Below are 17,255 nucleotides of genomic sequence, written 5' to 3' on the forward strand. Positions count from 1 at the left end.
TCTGGGGTCCCCTACGGTGTACCGTCACCCGGCCTCCTGCCGGGCCCCGTCCCGTATCTGTCCCGAATCCGTCCCGCAGCAGTCTGGAGTCCGCGTCGTGCGCATCGATCTGCACACCCACTCCACGGCGTCCGACGGTACGGACACCCCCGCGGAGCTGGTGCGCGGCGCCGCGGCCGCGGGGCTGGACGTCGTCGCGCTGACCGACCACGACACCGTCGGCGGGCACGACGGGGCGCGGGCCGCGCTGCCCGCGGGGCTGACGCTGGTCACCGGCGCCGAACTCTCCTGCCGGCTCGACGGGGTGAGCCTCCATATGCTCGCCTACCTCTTCGACCCCGAGGAGCCGGAGTTCGCCCGTGAGCGCGAGCTGGTGCGGGACGACCGGGTGCCGCGGGCCCGGGGAATGGTCGCCAAGCTGCGGGAGCTCGGTGTGCCGGTCACCTGGGAGCAGGTCGCCCGGATCGCCGGCGACGGCGCTGTGGGACGGCCGCACATCGCCACCGCCCTCGTCGACCTGGGCGTGGTCGGCTCCGTCTCGGATGCCTTCACCTCCGAGTGGCTGGCCAACGACGGGCGGGCGTACGTGGCCAAGCACGAGCTCGACCCGTTCGACGCGATCCGGCTGGTCAAGGCCGCCGGCGGGGTCACCGTCTTCGCGCATCCGCTGGCCGTCAAGCGCGGCTCCTGCGTACCGGAGAGCGCGATCGCCCACCTTGCCGCGGCCGGTCTCGACGGCATCGAGGTCGACCACATGGACCACGACGAGCCGACCCGCGCACGGCTGCGCGGCCTGGCCGCCGACCTCGGCCTGCTGACCACCGGTTCCAGCGACTACCACGGCAGCCGCAAGACCTGCCGGCTCGGCGAATACACCACCGACCCCGAGATCTACGGCGAGATCGTGCGCCGCGCGACCGGCGCCTTCCCCGTTCCCGGCACGGGCGGCTGACCCCGCCGCGGCCCGGCGGCCGCCGCGCACGCCCCGCCCGGGCCGCCACCGGCACCTGACCGGTGGGTGCGGATGCGGATTCCGCCCTGTGCCCGCCGTGGCCCGTGCCCGTCCCTCACCCCTCTTCCTTTCCCTGGCCGCCTTACGGATCCGCGCCCGCGCGCCGCCCGTGAGCGCCCGTCCCGTACCACCTCTCGCAAGGCCTTCACCGTGTTCGACATCGCTGTCTTCAGTACGCTCTTCGTCACCCTCTTCGTGATCATGGATCCGCCTGGTATCACCCCCATCTTCCTGGGCCTGACCTCCGGCCGGCCCGCCAAGGTGCAGCGCCGGATGGCCTGGCAGGCGGCCACCGTCGCGTTCTGCGTCATCGCCGTCTTCGGCCTCTTCGGCCGGCAGATCCTGGGGCGGCTGCACATCTCGACGCCCGCGCTGATGATCGCGGGCGGGCTGCTGCTCCTGCTGGTCGCGCTGGATCTGCTGACCGGGAAGTCGGAGGAGCCGACCCAGACCAAGGACGTCAATGTGGCGCTGGTGCCGCTGGGCATGCCGCTGCTGGCCGGGCCGGGCGCGATCGTCTCGGTGATCCTCGCGGTGCAGCACGCACACGGCTTCGCCGCCCAGCTCTCCGTCTGGACGGCGATCGCGGCGATCCATGTGGTGCTCTATTTGGTGATGCGGTTCTCGCTGGTGATCATCCGGGTGATCAAGGACGGCGGGGTGGTCCTGGTGACGCGGCTGGCGGGCATGATGCTCTCCGCCCTGGCGGTGCAGCAGATCATCAACGGTGTGCTGCAGGTGATCCAGGGGGCCTGAGGCCCTTCCCGGGCCCCGGGAGCCGGCCGCGGACACCGCAGCGCCCCCGTACGACGTACGGAGATCTCCGTACGTCGTACGGGGGCGCTCGTGCGGTGCGGCCGTGCGCGGGCTCGGCCGGCGGGGTGCTCGCGCCGTCGGGCGGCGGAGCGGGTGTCAGCGGGCGGCGGTGCCGGCCGGGCGGATGTAGATGCGCTGGCCCGTTGCGGCGGCCTGCTGCACGATCCGGTTGACGGAGGCGGCGTCCACGACGGTGCTGTCCACGGCGGCGCCGTCGACATCGTCCAGGCGCATGATCTCGAAGCGCATACGGCTTCTCCCTTCGTCTGATCCTCCTGCGGAGAACTCTTGGGTATACGAGCTGCCCGGCGTCGCTGCCGGGCGCTCCGTCCCTGTACAACGACCTGCCCAGTGCAATCATTCCCTACGCTAAAGAAAAATTTCGACGGCCTAAGTACGAAGGGGTAGCGCGGTTGTGCCCGCGGAGTGGCCGCCCGGAGAATGGGGCCGGTATGAACGATGTCCAGCCCACGGGCCACACCGACCTCACCGCGCTCGCCGCCGGGATCGAGCGCACCAACGAGCTGCTCACCCGGGTGCTCGCGGAGGTCTCCACCACCCCGTCCACCCATGCGGCCTTCGTGGACGCGGGCTATGTCTACGCCGCGGCGGGACGGCTGGTCACCGGCACGGAGGACCGCAAGGCGTTCGATCTCGACGCCGAAGGGATCATCGAGGCCTTTATCGACAAGGCCCGGATGATCTTCCCGGACAGCCGGCTGCTGCGCGTCTACTGGTACGACGGCGCCCGGCGCCGGATCCACACCCAGGAGCAGCAGCGGATCGCCGAGCTGCCCGACGTGAAGGTCAGGCTCGGCAACCTCAACGCCAACAACCAGCAGAAGGGCGTCGACTCCTTGATCCGCTCCGACCTGGAGTCGCTGGCCCGGCACCGCGCGATCAGCGACGCGCTGCTCATCGGCGGCGACGAGGACCTGGTCTCCGCGGTCGAGGCGGCGCAGGGCTATGGCGCACGGGTGCATCTGTGGGGCATCGAAGCCCCGGGCGGCCGCAATCAGGCCGAGCCGCTGCTGTGGGAGGTCGACAGCGCGCGCACCTTCGACCTGGAGTTCTGCAAGCCGTACGTCACCCGGCGGATCGGCGTCGAGTACAGCGACCAGGCGACGGGCGAGGGGCCCGCGCCCAGCCGTGAGGAGGTCCGCTTCGTCGGCGCGCAGGTCGCCGCGCAGTGGCTCGCGGAGCGCGGCCGCGAGTGGGTGGCCGGGCTGCTGCCGGGCCACCCGTATCTGCCCGGCGCCGTCGACCAGGAACTCCTGACCGCCGCGGAGGCGCTGCTGCGGCACTCCCTGCGCAGCCACGCCGATCTGCGGCGGGTCCTGCGCGACGGCTTCTGGGACCACGTCCAGGGGCAGTACTAGGCCCGCACCAGGCTCGTAACCGGCGCCGGTAGCGGGTGCTGTCGGCGCACCCCCGCTGCGTCGCGGCCCGCAGGCCGCTCCGGCCGCTCAGGCCCGCGCCAGCAGCTCGGTGAGGCGGTCGAAGAAGCCCGCCCAGCCCGCCTCCGCCTGGCGGTACTGCTCGGAGGTGAGGTTGCCGCCGAGCTGGCGGAAGGCCATCTCCGTACGGTCACCGAGATCGGTCAGGGTGACCCGGACGATCTCACCCTCGGAGCTCGGTGCGGACGTGTCCTTGAGGGTGAACTCCAGCCGTTCCGGGGCGGCCACCTCGCGGTAGACCCCGGAGAACGGCAGCTCGCCGCCGTCCGGGGTGCGCATGACCAGCGTCCAGACCCCGCCCGGCCGGGCGTCCATCGTCACCCGCTCGACCGGCACCGCCAGCTCCCCGCCGAACCAGTACGCAAAGTGCTCGGGCGTCGTCCACGCCTCGAAGACCAGTTCACGGCGGGCGTCGAAGGTCCGGGTGAGCGCGATGCCGTGGGGATCGTCCTCGCTGCCGGCCGGGGGAGTCGACGGATTCTCGGTCATGGTCGGGCCCTTCGTGCGAAGCGGTGCCGGCCGGGCGCCGGTGGGGGCCCGCCTTCCTCGATGCTCGCCGAACCACCCCGTGCTGTCCTGGCGACGCCGTCCGCTCGGCCCACACGGGCGGCGGCGCTACCCGACGGCCGCGCGGTGCTCAGCCCACACCGCTCCAGAACCCGGCGAGTGCTTCGGCCGTCTTCTGCGGCCGTTCGGCGTTGGGGGAGTGCTCGGCGCCCTCGATGACGGTGCGCCGGGCGGACAGCCGCTCGGCCATCGCGTCCATCGACGGCACCGGCCAGGCATAGTCGACGGCGCCGGAGACGACATGCGTGGCAAGTCCCGTACGGGCCAGCTCCGCCACCCGGTCGGGCTCCGCCAGCATCTGACGGCCGGTCGCGATCAGCTGCTCGGGAACGGTGTTCAGCCAACGGCGGTACAAGAACGCGCCGATCTCCGGCGGCGTCGACACGTCCGCCGCCTCCGGGGGGTCCAGCTCGCGCATCGCCCGCCAGACGCTCTCCATGTCGAGCGTCCCCAGCGCCTCGATCAGCAACCGCACCCGGGCCTGCTGGGACGCCTCGATGGCGGCGGGCCCGGAGCTGAGCGCGGTCAGCGAGCGGAACGGGGCCGCGTCGAGGAGCACGGCGGCCCGGGTGACCAACCCGCCCAGCGAATGCCCCAGCAGATGCACAGGACCGCCGTCCGGCTCCCGCAGGGCTCGTGCCTGGGCCAGCACATCGAGCGCCAACTCCCTTTGTGCGTAGGCCCTTTCGTCACGGGGGCCGGGGGATTCGTGCTGCCCGCGCCCGTCCACGGCGACCGCCCGGAATCCGGCCGCGGCGAGCGGAGCCAGCAGGGCGATGAAGTCCTCCTTGCTGCCGGTGAATCCGGGCACCAGCAGGGCGGTCCCGATCGGCGCGGCATCGGGCCGGGCGTCCTGCACGGCGAAGTCGCCGCGCTCGGTGTCGAGTCGGTACGCACGGGCGCACGGGGGCAGTGTGAGGGTGGGCGGCCTGCTCATGGGGTGAGGTTATCCGGGCCGGGCGGCAAAACCGGGCCGGGGACGCCGACGACCCGGCGCCCGCACAGTGCGGGCGCCGGGTCGTCGTGCCGGGATCCCGGCGTCAGCCGGGGGGAGGCTCAGCTCTCGGGCGTGGCCTCGGCGGCGGGCGCCTTGGCGCGGGTGCGGCGGCGCACCGGCTTGGCCTCGGCGGCCTCCGTCGCCTCCGCGGCCGGCTTGGCCGCGGCCTTGCGGGTCCGCTTCGGCTTGGCCGGGGCGTCCTCGGCGGCGGGCGCGTCGTCCGCCACGGCCTTGGTGGTGGCCGCGGCCTTCCGCGTCCGCTTGGGCTTGGCCGGTGCGGCCTCGGCGGCCTCGGCGGTGTCGGCGGTGCTCTCGGCGGCCGGCTTGGCCGCGGCCTTGCGGGTCCGCTTGGGCTTGGCCGGCGCCTCCACGGCGGCCTCGGCCGGGTCCGCCACGACCTCGGCGGCCTTGGGGGCTGCCTTGCGGGTCCGCTTCGGCTTGGCGGGAGCCTCCACCGCGGCGTCCGCGGTGTCCGTGACGGTCTCCGTCACCGCGGCCGGTGCCGTCGCCGCGGCCGCCTTGGCGGTGCTGCGGGTCCGGCGGCGCGGCTTGGCCGGCGCCTCGGCGGGCTCGGCCACGGCCTCGGAGTCGGCGATGACCGCCGCGCCCTTCGCCGCCGCGAGCGCGCTCGCGGCGGTCTCCACGGTCTGGAAGCTCCCGGTGTCCTCCGGACGGACGGGGCGGGTCCGGCGGCGGCGCGGCTTGGCGGGCTCGGCCGGAGCCTCGGTCGCCACGGCGGCAGCCCGGGTCACCTCGGGGGCGGTCTCCGCCACCTTGGGGGCAGCCTGGGTCACCTTGGCGGGGGCGCCCCCGGCCTCGGCGGCCGGGGCCGGGACGGTCGCCGCGCCCGAGGTCTGGCTGCCGCGGGTCCGGCGACGCCGGCGCGGCTGACGCGGCCCGGAGGTCTCCGCACCTTCGGTGCCCTCGGCGACGGCAGGGGACGCGGTCGCCTGCGCTTCGGCGGCGGCCGCCTCGTCCAGCGCCGTACCGCCACGGGTACGGCGGCGCTGCCGCGGCGTGCGGGTGCGCTGGGGGCGCTCCTCCTCGACGACGGCGCCCTTACGGGGGCCGCGGCCACGGCCGCCGGTCTCGCCCAGGTCCTCGACCTCTTCCGCGGCCAGCCCGGCGCGGGTGCGCTCGTTGCGCGGCAGCACGCCCTTGGTACCCGCGGGGATGTTCAGCTGCTCGTACAGATGCGGCGAGGTGGAGTAGGTCTCCTCCGGCTCGTCGAACGCCAGGTCCAGCGCCTTGTTGATCAGCTTCCAGCGCGGGATGTCGTCCCAGTCGACGAGGGTGACCGCGGTGCCCTTGGCGCCCGCCCGGCCCGTACGGCCGATGCGGTGCAGGTAGGTCTTCTCCTCCTCGGGCGACTGGTAGTTGATGACGTGCGTCACACCCTCGACGTCGATACCGCGGGCGGCGACGTCGGTGCAGACCAGGACATCGACCTTGCCGTTGCGGAAGGCGCGCAGCGCCTGCTCGCGGGCGCCCTGGCCGAGGTCGCCGTGCACCGCGCCGGAGGCGAAGCCACGGCGCGCGAGCTGGTCGGCGATATCGGCGGCGGTCCGCTTCGTACGGCAGAACACCATCGCCAGGCCACGGCCCTCGGCCTGCAGGATGCGGGCGACCATCTCCGGCTTGTCCATGGAGTGGGCCCGGAAGACGTGCTGGGCGGTGTTGCGGACGGTCTGGCCCTCGTCGTCCGGCGCGGTGGCGCGGATGTGCGTGGGCTGCGACATGTAACGGCGGGCCAGGGAGATGACCTGGCCGGGCATGGTCGCGGAGAACAGCATCGTCTGGCGCTTGACCGGCAGCAGCTGGATGATCTTCTCGACGTCGGGCAGGAAGCCCAGGTCGAGCATTTCGTCGGCCTCGTCCAGCACCAGGCTCTTGACCTGGGAGAGGTTGAGCTTGCGCTGACCGGCGAGGTCGAGCAGCCGGCCGGGCGTGCCGACGACGACGTCGACGCCCTTCTTCAGCGCCTCGACCTGCGGCTCGTAGGCCCGGCCGCCGTAGATCGCCAGGACGCGGACGTTGCGCACCTTGCCGGCGGTGAGCAGGTCGTTGGTGACCTGCTGGCACAGCTCACGGGTGGGCACGACCACCAGGGCCTGCGGCGCCTCGGTCAGCTGCTCGGGCTTGGCGCGGCCGGCCTCGACGTCGGCGGGGACCGTGACGCGCTCCAGGAGCGGCAGGCCGAAGCCCAGGGTCTTGCCCGTGCCGGTCTTGGCCTGGCCGATCACGTCGTTGCCGGAGAGGGCGACGGGGAGCGTCAGCTCCTGGATGGGAAAGGGAGAGATGATGCCGACGGCTTCCAGGGCCTCGGCCGTCTCGGGGAAAATCCCGAGGTCTCGAAATGTAGACAGAATCTTGCCTCTTCTGTGAGACGCGGCGTGAGGCGGCGAAGGGGGTCGTACCGCACCTTCGTACGAGTTCGTACGGGGCCGGCCTGATGATGCGGCCGGTGGGGCGGGACCACTGCCAACGCTCAGGCACTCCTGCCGCGAGCGGTGTCCCTCTTGCCGTGCGTATGGCTGCTACGCGCCGCGTCAGAGGGCGGTCGGTTTGGAGCCGATCGGGCCACCGACCGGGCATCCGCTTCGTGGAACGACCCACCGATACTCGGCAGGTCCAAATACCACTGTACCCCGGATATGGCGCGCCCATCCGAAGGCTTGTATGAGTGAGGAATACATCACGGCCCGACGAGGTACCGGGACACCGGCTCCGACCGCCGTTCGTACGGGCGAACCGGAGTGGCTGACCAGGGACTTCCCCGGACGGCCGAGCGGGCTATTGTGCCGGTCATGGGAACGCCTGACAACGCCGCCGCTGACGCGCGCACACACACCGGGATCGCCGCCCAGGACTGGGCGCAGGCATCCGCCGAGCCCCAGTACCGGGCCGCCGTGATCGATCTGCTCGGCGCGCTCGCCTATGGCGAGCTGTCCGCCTTCGAGCGCCTGGCGGAGGACGCCAAGCTCGCGCCGACGATGGACGACAAGGCCGAGCTGGCCAAGATGGCCTCGGCCGAGTTCCACCACTTCGAGCGGCTGCGGGAGCGGCTTGCACAGATCGAGGCGGAGCCGAACGAGGCGATGGAGCCGTTCGCCGCCGCGCTGGACGAGTTCCACCGCCAGACCGCGCCGTCGGACTGGCTGGAGGGCCTGGTCAAGGCCTACGTCGGCGACTCGATCGCCAGTGACTTCTACCGCGAGGTCGCGGCCCGGCTGGACTCCGACACCCGTGATCTGGTGCTGGCCGTACTCGACGACACCGGGCACGCCACGTTCGCCGTGGAGAAGGTCCGCGCGGCCATCGAGGCCGAGCCGCGGGTCGGCGGCCGTCTCGCGCTGTGGGCACGCCGTCTGATGGGCGAGGCGCTTTCGCAGGCGCAGCGGGTCGTCGCGGACCGCGACGCGCTCTCCACGATGCTGGTGGGCGGGGTGGCCGACGGCTTCGACCTGGCCGAGGTGGGCCGGATGTTCTCGCGGATCACCGAGGCGCACACCAAGCGGATGGCGGCGCTGGGCCTCGCGGCCTGACCCGCGAGGGGCGCGCCGGGCGGTTCAGGCCGTCCGGTGCCCCTTCAAGGGGGTGGCCGGCCGTCGAAAGCGCCGGCGCGGCGGGCGCGCCACGACCGACAGCAGGGCCGCACCCACGGCGACCGCCGCCACCATCACCTGGACGGGGTGGCCGGGGCCGAGGATCGAACGGGTCAGCAGTGCGCCGAGCAGCGCCGCGACCGGGCCGGTCGCCAGGGTGAGGGTGCGTGCGGGGAAACGGTCGGGCAGCCATCGCGTGGCGGACAGGGCGGTGGCGAAGCCGATGAGCACGGCGCCGAGCGCTTCCCAGATCATGCTGTTCCCTCCCGTGTGACGGTGCCGATCAGCTGAACAAATCGGTCACAGGCGGTCGTACCCAGGGGGCACCCGCAGCAACCCTCCCGGCGGCGGTCCCGTGCCTGATCAGCCCAGCCGGACCGACTCGAACGGCCTGATCTGCGGAAAAGCGGCGGACAGGGGCCGGGGACGGGCGGACAGGGCCGGCGACGGGCGGGGGACAAGCGCGGGGAACCGGGGCGATCCGGCGAGAACCCGGCGATCCGGTGAGATCCGGGCGATCCGGTGAGATCCGGGGAGACGCGACGGGCCGACGCGTAGAAGGCGGCAGGAAAAGGGCGGCGGCCCGGAGCGAGATCTCCGGGCCGCCGCCCTTGTCACCTGCGGGCGCCGCAGCCGGCGCCCCCTGCTCAGAGCGCGCCGAAGCCGACCTTGCGGGCGGTGGGCTCGCCGATCTCCACATAGGCCAGCCGGTCCGCCGGGACCAGGACCTTGCGACCGTGGTCGTCCACCAGGCTCAGCAGCTGTGACTTGCCGCCCAGCGCGTCGGACACCGCGCTCTCGACCTCTTCGGCAGACTGCCCGCTCTCCAGAACGATCTCGCGGGGTGCGTGCTGCACGCCGATCTTGACCTCCACGGCTTTTGTCCCTCCGACGGTCCGGGGATCCCCAGCGTCAGCTGGGGGAGGATGCGCGGTCATCGCGCCGTACGCAGCACACATTAGCCCGGTCCGGGGATGCGCAGGACGCCCTGGACCACGCCTGCAGCGAACACGGTCAGTGCGTGTCGCTGCCGTGCAGCGGGAAGCCGGCGATGCCCTTCCACGCGAGGGAGGTCAGCAGCTGCACCGCGGTGTCCCGCGGCACCTTGCTCTCCGAGGACAGCCAGTACCGTGCCACCACCTGGGAGACGCCGCCCAGGCCCACGGCGAGCAGCATCGACTCGTCCCGCGACAGGCCGGTGTCCTCGGCGATCACCGCGCTTATGGCCTCGGCGCACTCCAGCGACACCTTGTCCACGCGCTCGCGGACCGCCGGCTCATTGGTGAGGTCCGACTCGAACACCAGTCGGAAGGCGCCGCCCGGGTCCTCCACGTACGCGAAGTAGGCGTCCATGGTGGCGGCGACCCGCTGCTTGTTGTCGGTCGTCGACGCCAGCGCCGCGCGCACCGACTGCAGCAGGGCCTCGCAGTGCTGGTCCAGCAGGGCGAGGTAGAGATCCAGCTTGCCCGGGAAGTGCTGGTAGAGCACGGGCTTGCTGACGCCCGCCCGCTCGGCGATGTCGTCCATCGCGGCCGCGTGGTAGCCCTGCGCGACGAAGACCTCCTGGGCGGCGCCCAGAAGCTGATTGCGCCGGGCCCGTCGTGGCAGGCGTGTGCCCCGCGGGCGCGCCGCCTCGGTCTGCTCGATGGCGCTCACGCTGCCTCCCAGAAGTTGTTCCGTGCGCGGTCCGTGCAAGGTGGTGCACCGCGCCCGCCATCGTACTTTTGGGTAACCCGGCTGTGCGCGGTCGAGGCCGAGAATTTCTGACCGGCGCCCCTCTCGGAAGCCGACAAAACGTCCCAGGTCATCGGTATTCGTCTTCGTTGAGCTCCACGACACGGGCCTGTTCGGCGAGATCTGCCTCGTTCGCCTCGTCCGGATCGTGGGCGGTCACCGGCTCGTCCCGCCGCGGTGCGAGATCGGCGTACTGCTCGGCGGTGTCCGCTTCGGGGGCTTCGACGTCGATATCGGTGGCGTCGCTCTCGTCCGCGAAGGTCTCCGGGTCTGTCGGGTCGACGCGCATGGTGGCTCCCTTTTCCGCGTGCTCGATCGTCGGCTGGTGCCTGGCATGAAAGCAGGGGCCGGGGCGGCTGCCCTCGCCTACGAGCGTAGGAGAGTGGCCGCGGCAGCGCGATGCGGTGTGTGACCGCGGACACACGATCGAGGGTGTGATCGTCTCGTAACATCGTCCCCATGTCTTCGACCGAGTCGCCGGACACCGCGACCGCCGCTCTCCCGGTGCCACCGGCCGGCCCGGGCCGGCACGGCGGGGCGGAGACGGTGCGCACCGTGACCCTGCCGAGCCTGACGCTGACCGTACGGGCACCCGCCGGGCGGCCCGCGCGCGGGGACGACGGAGCGGAGGAGGCCGCGGGCGACGGCGCCGCGGGGGAGCGCGAGCCCGCGCTCTACCTCCACGGTCTCGGCGGCTCCTCACAGAACTGGTCGGACCTGATGCCGCTGCTCGCCGACCGGGTGGACGGCGAGGCGATCGACCTGCCCGGCTTCGGCCACTCACCGCCGCCCCGCGACGGCAACTACTCCGTCTCGGCGCAGGCCCGCGCGGTCATCCGGTACCTCGACGCGGCCGGGCGCGGCCCCGTCCACCTCATCGGCAACTCCATGGGCGGTGCCGCGTCGACCCGGGTGGCGTCGGTGCGGCCCGACCTCGTCCGCACCCTGACGCTGATCTCCCCGGCGCTGCCCGAAGTGCCGCCGCAGCTGACCGCGGTGCCCACGGCGCTGCTCGCCGTCCCCGGTATCGCCGGGCTCTTCGGCCGGCTCACCCATGACTGGACGCCCGAGCGCCGCACCCGCGAGGTGCTGGCGCTCTGTTACGGCGACCCCGGCCGGGTCAGCCCGGAAGGGTTCAACGCCGCGGCCGAGGAATATGCGCGACGGCTGGAACTCCCGTATTTCTGGGAGGTCATGCAGCGCTCGACCCGCGGTCTGGTGAACGCCTACACGCTGGGCGGACAGCATAATTTGTGGCGTCAGGCAGAGAGAGTTCTCGCCCCCACCCTTCTCGTCTACGGTGGACGCGACCGCCTGGTCTCCTACCGGATGGCACGGCGGGCGGCCGCGGCGTTCCGCGGTTCGCGACTGCTGACGCTGCCGGAGGCGGGGCATGTGGCGATGATGGAATACCCGGAGACAGTGGCGCGGGCCGTCCGCGAACTGCTCGACAGTGAAGTGACCGACGTGACCGCTGATGCGGGCAGGAGCTGACACGCCCCGTGGGACGCCATAGCCGCCGAGGCCGGCCGGAGACCGCTGCGGAAAGCCCGGAGACGGCAGGTCCGCCCGGCAATACCCCCTCGGGAGACGGTTCGCCCGGCTCCGGTTCGGGCTCCGGACGCCGCAGACGCGAGCCGTTCGACGGCGATGCGGTGCGCGGCGGGCACCCCGAACAGCGTGAGCCGGGCGGTGGCTGGGGCGCGTTCCCCGGGGCGCCGTCGTCCCCGGTGGCCTCCGGTCGGGGCGCGCCGAGGATTCCCCGGCCGCGCGCGGAGATGCCCGGCGCCCCGCTGGTCGCCCCGCCGGGCACCGGCCCGGGGCCGCGGCGCGACTACGTGGACGCCTTCGACGCCAGGTCCTTCCCGGGTGGCCGGGGCGGCGCTGACGACCCGGACGACGATGTGTTCCGGGCCGGTGCGCCCCGGACGGCGGGACCGGCGGCAGGACCGCACGGGGCCGGCGGGGACGGCGTGCCCCCGGGCGGCCGCTTCACGGGGCGGTCGGCGGCCTTCGGCCGCGACGAGGCCGACGTGCCGGACCCGCGGACCGCGTCCGGCGCGGACGGCGGCGAGCCGGGCGACCCGGCGGACCGGGACCCGGCCGAAGGATGCGCGGGGGAGGAGTCGCGGCACGGCAGCAAGAAGGGCGGCATGGGCCGGACGTTCACCGGTGCGGCGGCCGCGGCGGTGACCACCGTCCTCGCCGTCGTCATCGCGGGCCAGGTCGCCGAACAGCACAAGGAAGGCGGCGACCCGCAGACGCGTAGCGGCAACGACCGTACCGACGGGGTCGGCGACGAAGCCTCCAGGTCGCGTTCGAGGCCCACCCAGGACGCCAAGCCGGCCAGTTATGACGAGCAGATGGCACAGGTCTTCCCGCTGGACGCGCGTCTGGCGGGCAGCGGCCGGTTCAGGCCGACCGGCGGCGACGCCAAGGCGCCAGGACGCGGGAAGGTGCTGCGCTACCGCGTCGATATCGAGGAGGGGCTGCCGCTGGACGGCAAGCTCTTCGCCGAGGCGGTGCACAAGACCCTCAACGATGAGCGCAGTTGGGCGCACGGCGGGCAGCGGACCTTCCAGCGGGTGGGATCCGGTCACGCCGATTTCGTGATCACGCTGGCGAGCCCGGGGACCACGGCGGCGTGGTGCGCCAAGTCCGGTCTCGACACCGGCGAGGGCAATGTCTCGTGTGACTCGGCGGCGACCGAGCGGGTGATGATCAACGCCTACCGCTGGGCACAGGGCGCCAAGACCTACGGCCAGGACAAGATGTTCGCCTACCGCCAGATGCTGATCAATCACGAGGTCGGCCACCGCCTCGGGCACAACCACGAGGTCTGCTCCCGGCAGGGCGCCCTGGCCCCGGTGATGATGCAGCAGACGAAGTTCCTGACGACGGACGGGGCGACCTGCCGGCCCAACTCCTGGCCGTTCCCCACCCAGAAGTGAGCGGGCGGCGCAACGGCGGGCACTACGGGCGGTGGCCCGTGACGCTCACATAGCGCGTCGAAACGCCCTTTGGGGCGGAAAGTTACGTGCGTTCACCCCTTCCGGTGGGGGGGGGGGGGGCCCCCCCCCGCCCCCCCCCCGCCCGGGCCCGGGGGGGGGGCCCCCGGGGGGGGGGGGGGGGCCGGCCCCCCCGGCCGGGGGGGGGGGGGGGGGGGGGGGGGGGCCCGCCGGGGGCGCGCCCCCCCCCCCCCCCCGCCCCCCCGGGGGGGGGGGGGCGCGCCCGCCCCCCCCCCCCCGGGCGGGGGCCCGCCCCCCCCCCCCCCCCCCCCCCCCCACCGGCCCTTTGCATAGCTTCTTCCCGCAGGTGGCGGCCGTGCCGTCGGCACGCCAGGGACGTCGAGATGGCTGATATGGGAGGACGGGGGTGAACCCGTGCGCATTGGACTGCTCACCGAAAGTGGTTACCCGTATGCGTCCGGTGAGTCGCATGTGTGGTGCGACCGGCTCGTGCGCGGGCTCACCGGCCATGACTTCGAGGTCTACGCCCTGAGCGCCGAGCCCCGCCGGGACGCGCCGTCACGGCCCGAACTGCCGCGCCACGTACGGCTGGTACGCAGTGCGACCCTGGGGGACGGCTTTCCCGCCGGACGCCGCCGGGCCGGCGAGCCGCGCAGGGGCCGCACCCCCGGACGGCGCGAACGCCGCCGCTTCGCCGAGTGCTTCGGCGATCTCGTGGCGGCCTTTGCCACGGCGCCTCCAGGGGGCGAGCCGGCCACCCCGGTGGTCCATGCCCGGGCCGCCGCCCACGGGGGAGCGCCGGCCGGGTATCCGCCCGCCGTGCCCGGCGGTACCCCCGATGACGTGGTGACCAGCAAGGCGGACCGTTTCGCCAGCGGTCTCTACGGGCTCGCCGAACTCGCCCGCGAGCACCGGGGACTGCCCGCGCTGCTGCATTCCGAGGACGCCGTACGCCTCCTGGAAGCCGCCTGTCACGGGCCCCGTGCGCTGCCCGCGGCGCCCGGCGCACAGGTCAACGATCTGCTGGCCGTCACCGCCGGGCTCGCCCTGGCGCTGCGGCCGCTGTCGCTGGACTGGTACGGCGACCGGCACACTTCCGGGCTCGGCGGTGTGGACCTGTGCCATGCCACTTCCGGCGGCGCGGCCGCCCTCCCCGGACTGCTGGCCAAGCACTTCTTCGCCACCCCGCTCCTGGTCACCGAGTACGGCGTACGGCTGCGCGAGCACTATCTCGCGCGCGCCGCCGCACCACTGAGTGCGCCGGTGCGCGCACTGCTCGCCGCCTTCCAGGGCGCGCTGGCCGCCGAGACCTATGCGCAGGCCGCGCTGATCACCCCCGGCAACACCCACGCCCGGCGCTGGCAGGAGCGCTGCGGCGCCGACCGCTCCCGGCTGCGCACGGTCTACCCGGGCATGGACGCCACCCCCTTCGCCGCGGTCGCGGACGCCGCGGCGGACGACTCCAAGACGCTGGTGTGGGTCGGCACCATCGAGCCCGACAAGGACCTCATCGGGCTGCTGCACGCCTTCGCCGAGATCCGCAAGGCCGAACCGGAGGCCACCTTGCGGATCGTCGGCGGCGCCGGCCGCGACCCGCAGGCGCCCGGATATCTCGTGCAGTGCCGGGCGCTGGCCGCCCAGCTCTTCCCCGACGAGGCGGCCGACACCCGCAGCGTCGGTGAGAACCCGGTCAGCTTCGAGGAGATCGGCAGCCCCGAGGTGCCGGACCTGGCGGGCGCCTACGCCTCCGGCGCCGTGGTGGTGCTCTCCAGCGTCATCGAGGGCTTTCCGCGCTCCCTGGTGGAGGCGATGTTCTGCGGCCGCGCCACGGTGTCGACCGACGCCGGTGCGGTCTGCGAGGTCATCGGGGGCACCGGCCTGGTGGTGCCGCCCCGAAATCCCCGCGCCCTCGCGGAGGCCTGTACCGCGCTGCTCGGTGACCCGGACCGCAGGGCCAGGCTCGGCGCGGCGGCCCGGGCACGGGCGCTGGAGCTGTTCACCGTCGAGCAGAATGTCGCGGCATTTCGTGGCATCTACCTGGAGTTGATCTCCCATGCCCCGGCCCGCCCGGCCGCCTGCCGTGCGCGGGACGCCCAGGGCGTTCCGCAGCCCTTCGCCCGTCCCGCCGAGTCCCATGTCCCCGGCCGCTGGGCGGCGACCGGTGCCGCCACCCGCGCCGCCGTGCCCGCTGCCCGGGACGCCGTGTCAGCCGCCCCGGCCGCCGTTCCCGCCGGCCGTACGCCGAGCTGGGCCGTCCCCGCGCAGGAGCGGACCGCCGCGCTGCCGGTGCCGGCCGGTTCAGGCGCGGAAGGCGGGGGAGTGGCGGAGGGCCGAGGAGCGGCGGAGGGCGGGGGAGCGACCGGCGTCCGAGGGGTGGGACGGCCGGTGAGATGGGGAGCGGCCGGCGATCAGACGGGCGTGACCGGAGCGAAGGAGAGAGCGAAGGAGAGAGGGCAGTGGTGATGGTGACGGCTGTGCTGGACGTGATGTGTGCGGTGGGCCTGGTGGGCGTGGCACTGGTGACGGGCATGACGGATGTGGCGCACGGCGGGAGCCGGCCCGGGCTCGGGCACCGGCTCCGGCGCGAGGGCCGTCCCGGCCGCCCGGTGTACGCCGCTCACACCGCCCCCGGCTGCCGCGGCCGCCGCACCCGGCGGCGCGTGCCGCACCTCGGCCCCGGCCGGGACGGCTGTGCGGCGGCGGCCCGGGGGAGAGGAGACGGGCGGTGACCACACCCGACACCGGCGCCACCCGCGCCGCTCCGGCCATGGCGGACGGGGACGCCGCCCGTACCCCGCCGCCGGCCAAGGAGGCCTCAGCCCGCCCCGCGCGGCGCGGCCCCGCCGACCCCGTACGCTCTCTGATGCACCGCCACCAGGAGCTGTGCGCACACGCCGTCGATGCGCTGGAGATCGCCGCCGGCCTGGAGGCGCACGGCGTCACCGACCGGACGGCCGCCCGTTTCCGGCACCGCGACGTCTTCTCGCTGGCCGAAGAGCTCTACGCCCGGGTGCCCCGCGCCGACGCGCCGGACGCCGGGCCTGACGGGCAGCCCCGCCCGCCCGCCCCCGTCCCCGCGCGGGGCTCGCGCGGCGTGCGCGTGCTGCTGCAGCTGCTGCCCGGCGCCGTCTGCGTCGCGGCGGTCGCCGCCCTCGCCTCGGCCGGTACGGCGACTCCCGCCGTACGCACCTGCGTCGGCGCGGCGGGCGGTGCGCTGGTCGCCCTCGCCGTCCGGCTGGCCGTCCGGTCCGGGCCGCTGCGACTGCGCCACCGGGGTGCAGGATCGTGGACCGCCGGCCTGTGGGTCTGCTGGACGGCCGGATACGCGGTCTACGGCGACTGGCTGCTCGGACAGCTGCTGGCCGGCGGCCCCGACCTGCCCGGCTCCCCGCCCCGGGCCGCCGTCGCCACCGCCGTGGCCCTGGCCTTCGCCCTCGCCCCCGCGTCCGGCTGCGCCCGCTGGTTCGCGGCGCGCGGGCGGCGTGGTCTGGCCGCCAGCCGCGGCCTCGAAGAGCTCGCCGCCCGTGTCCGGCCGTTGCTGCTCGCCGCCACCGTGCTCTTCCTGGGCGCGCTGGTGGCCCTGCTCCTCGGCGCGGACGCGGCCTTCGGGAGCGACGGCACGACGGCCCTGGCCGCGGCGGCCGCACTGGGGGTGCTGCTCTTCCTCGCCCGGCTGCTGGCCGTGCACGGCTTCCCCCGCGCGGCCGCGACGGGTCTGGCCTCGGCAGCCGCCGTGGAAGCCCTCGCCCTGTCCCTGGTGCTCATCGCCCGGCTCCCCGGCCTGCCCCCGCTCGACGTGCCGGTCGCAGCGCTCACCACCGCCGTGGGACCGGCCGCCGTCCCCGCCGTGGCCTGCACGGTCGCCGCCGCCGGGCTCCTCTTCCACGGCCTGCGGGCGCTCACCGGCGCCTGCGCGCACTGGCCGGCCCCCTCCGGCCCGGCGGAGGCGCACCGGCCGTGACCCTCCGTACGTACACCGGCCCGCGGCTCCCCGGCCCCCGGCTCCCCGCCCCCGGACTCCCCGTTCCCCCACACGGGCACCCCCACCACGCACCACCCCCGGAGCGGCACCCCGAAACGGCCGCTTCGACCCCTGAC

The 17,255-nt window shown here is 74.1% G+C and carries 17 protein-coding genes; 9 read left to right on the top strand and 8 right to left on the bottom strand.

Annotated elements, in window-relative coordinates:
* Positions 1-97 precede the first annotated feature (97 nt).
* Positions 98-952 (top strand): PHP domain-containing protein, encoded by an 855-nt coding sequence (locus ACGFR7_RS06090; protein ID WP_393313607.1) that lies wholly within the window; start codon positions 98-100, stop codon positions 950-952.
* A 210-nt stretch (positions 953-1,162) separates the two neighbouring features.
* A complete protein-coding gene (locus ACGFR7_RS06095; protein WP_129294305.1) occupies positions 1,163-1,768 on the top strand; it encodes a MarC family protein in 606 nt (201 codons plus the stop codon).
* A gap of 156 nt (positions 1,769-1,924) precedes the next feature.
* Here the strand turns inward: ACGFR7_RS06095 and ACGFR7_RS06100 are convergent, their stop codons facing one another.
* Positions 1,925-2,077: a hypothetical protein gene (locus ACGFR7_RS06100; protein WP_393313610.1), complete on the bottom strand. Its 153-nt coding sequence runs from the start codon at positions 2,075-2,077 to the stop codon at positions 1,925-1,927.
* Positions 2,078-2,280: 203 nt separating this feature from the next.
* Between ACGFR7_RS06100 and ACGFR7_RS06105 the strand changes: the two genes are divergently transcribed.
* Entirely contained in the window at positions 2,281-3,207 is a 927-nt protein-coding gene (locus ACGFR7_RS06105; protein ID WP_393313613.1) for an NYN domain-containing protein, read from the top strand.
* 87 nt (positions 3,208-3,294) lie between these two features.
* Here the strand turns inward: ACGFR7_RS06105 and ACGFR7_RS06110 are convergent, their stop codons facing one another.
* The 3 genes from ACGFR7_RS06110 to ACGFR7_RS06120 form a co-directional block, all read right to left on the bottom strand.
* Positions 3,295-3,774 (bottom strand): SRPBCC domain-containing protein, encoded by a 480-nt coding sequence (locus tag ACGFR7_RS06110; protein WP_393313616.1) that lies wholly within the window; start codon positions 3,772-3,774, stop codon positions 3,295-3,297.
* Positions 3,775-3,922: 148 nt separating this feature from the next.
* On the bottom strand, positions 3,923-4,789 hold the full coding sequence (locus ACGFR7_RS06115; RefSeq protein WP_393313619.1) for an alpha/beta fold hydrolase: 867 nt from the start codon (positions 4,787-4,789) through the stop codon (positions 3,923-3,925).
* Between the two features lie 119 nt (positions 4,790-4,908).
* The gene (locus ACGFR7_RS06120; protein ID WP_393313622.1) at positions 4,909-7,092 is read right to left on the bottom strand and encodes a DEAD/DEAH box helicase; all 2,184 of its coding nucleotides are present in this window, start codon (positions 7,090-7,092) and stop codon (positions 4,909-4,911) included.
* Positions 7,093-7,656: 564 nt separating this feature from the next.
* Between ACGFR7_RS06120 and ACGFR7_RS06125 the strand changes: the two genes are divergently transcribed.
* On the top strand, positions 7,657-8,394 hold the full coding sequence (locus tag ACGFR7_RS06125; protein WP_129294300.1) for a ferritin-like fold-containing protein: 738 nt from the start codon (positions 7,657-7,659) through the stop codon (positions 8,392-8,394).
* A gap of 24 nt (positions 8,395-8,418) precedes the next feature.
* On the opposite strand, the gene ACGFR7_RS06130 is transcribed toward ACGFR7_RS06125, so the two are convergent.
* The 4 genes from ACGFR7_RS06130 to ACGFR7_RS06145 form a co-directional block, all read right to left on the bottom strand.
* The gene (locus ACGFR7_RS06130) at positions 8,419-8,709 is read right to left on the bottom strand and encodes a hypothetical protein (protein WP_393313625.1); all 291 of its coding nucleotides are present in this window, start codon (positions 8,707-8,709) and stop codon (positions 8,419-8,421) included.
* A gap of 392 nt (positions 8,710-9,101) precedes the next feature.
* On the bottom strand, positions 9,102-9,329 hold the full coding sequence (locus tag ACGFR7_RS06135) for a DUF3107 domain-containing protein (protein ID WP_129294298.1): 228 nt from the start codon (positions 9,327-9,329) through the stop codon (positions 9,102-9,104).
* Between the two features lie 139 nt (positions 9,330-9,468).
* Positions 9,469-10,110: a TetR/AcrR family transcriptional regulator gene (locus ACGFR7_RS06140; RefSeq protein ID WP_393313628.1), complete on the bottom strand. Its 642-nt coding sequence runs from the start codon at positions 10,108-10,110 to the stop codon at positions 9,469-9,471.
* Positions 10,111-10,258: 148 nt separating this feature from the next.
* Positions 10,259-10,477 (bottom strand): hypothetical protein, encoded by a 219-nt coding sequence (locus ACGFR7_RS06145; protein ID WP_393313631.1) that lies wholly within the window; start codon positions 10,475-10,477, stop codon positions 10,259-10,261.
* A 170-nt stretch (positions 10,478-10,647) separates the two neighbouring features.
* On the opposite strand from ACGFR7_RS06145, the gene ACGFR7_RS06150 reads away from it, so the two are divergent.
* From ACGFR7_RS06150 to ACGFR7_RS06170, 5 genes are all read left to right on the top strand, one after another.
* Positions 10,648-11,682 carry an alpha/beta fold hydrolase gene (locus ACGFR7_RS06150; RefSeq protein WP_393313634.1) on the top strand — a complete coding sequence of 345 codons (1,035 nt, stop codon included), beginning with the start codon at positions 10,648-10,650 and terminating at the stop codon, positions 11,680-11,682.
* 161 nt (positions 11,683-11,843) lie between these two features.
* The gene (locus ACGFR7_RS06155; RefSeq protein WP_393314218.1) at positions 11,844-13,139 is read left to right on the top strand and encodes a DUF3152 domain-containing protein; all 1,296 of its coding nucleotides are present in this window, start codon (positions 11,844-11,846) and stop codon (positions 13,137-13,139) included.
* 432 nt (positions 13,140-13,571) lie between these two features.
* Positions 13,572-15,620, top strand: coding sequence for a DUF3492 domain-containing protein (locus ACGFR7_RS06160; RefSeq protein WP_393313637.1), 2,049 nt, complete (start codon positions 13,572-13,574; stop codon positions 15,618-15,620).
* Positions 15,620-15,886, top strand: coding sequence for a hypothetical protein (locus ACGFR7_RS06165; RefSeq protein ID WP_393314221.1), 267 nt, complete (start codon positions 15,620-15,622; stop codon positions 15,884-15,886). Before ACGFR7_RS06160 ends, ACGFR7_RS06165 begins: the two co-directional genes overlap by 1 nt.
* Positions 15,883-17,118 (top strand): hypothetical protein, encoded by a 1,236-nt coding sequence (locus ACGFR7_RS06170; RefSeq protein ID WP_393313640.1) that lies wholly within the window; start codon positions 15,883-15,885, stop codon positions 17,116-17,118. Before ACGFR7_RS06165 ends, ACGFR7_RS06170 begins: the two co-directional genes overlap by 4 nt.
* Positions 17,119-17,255 lie beyond the last annotated feature (137 nt).

Source organism: Streptomyces sp. NPDC048516, from assembly GCF_043199875.1.
Lineage (GTDB): Bacteria > Actinomycetota > Actinomycetes > Streptomycetales > Streptomycetaceae > Streptomyces.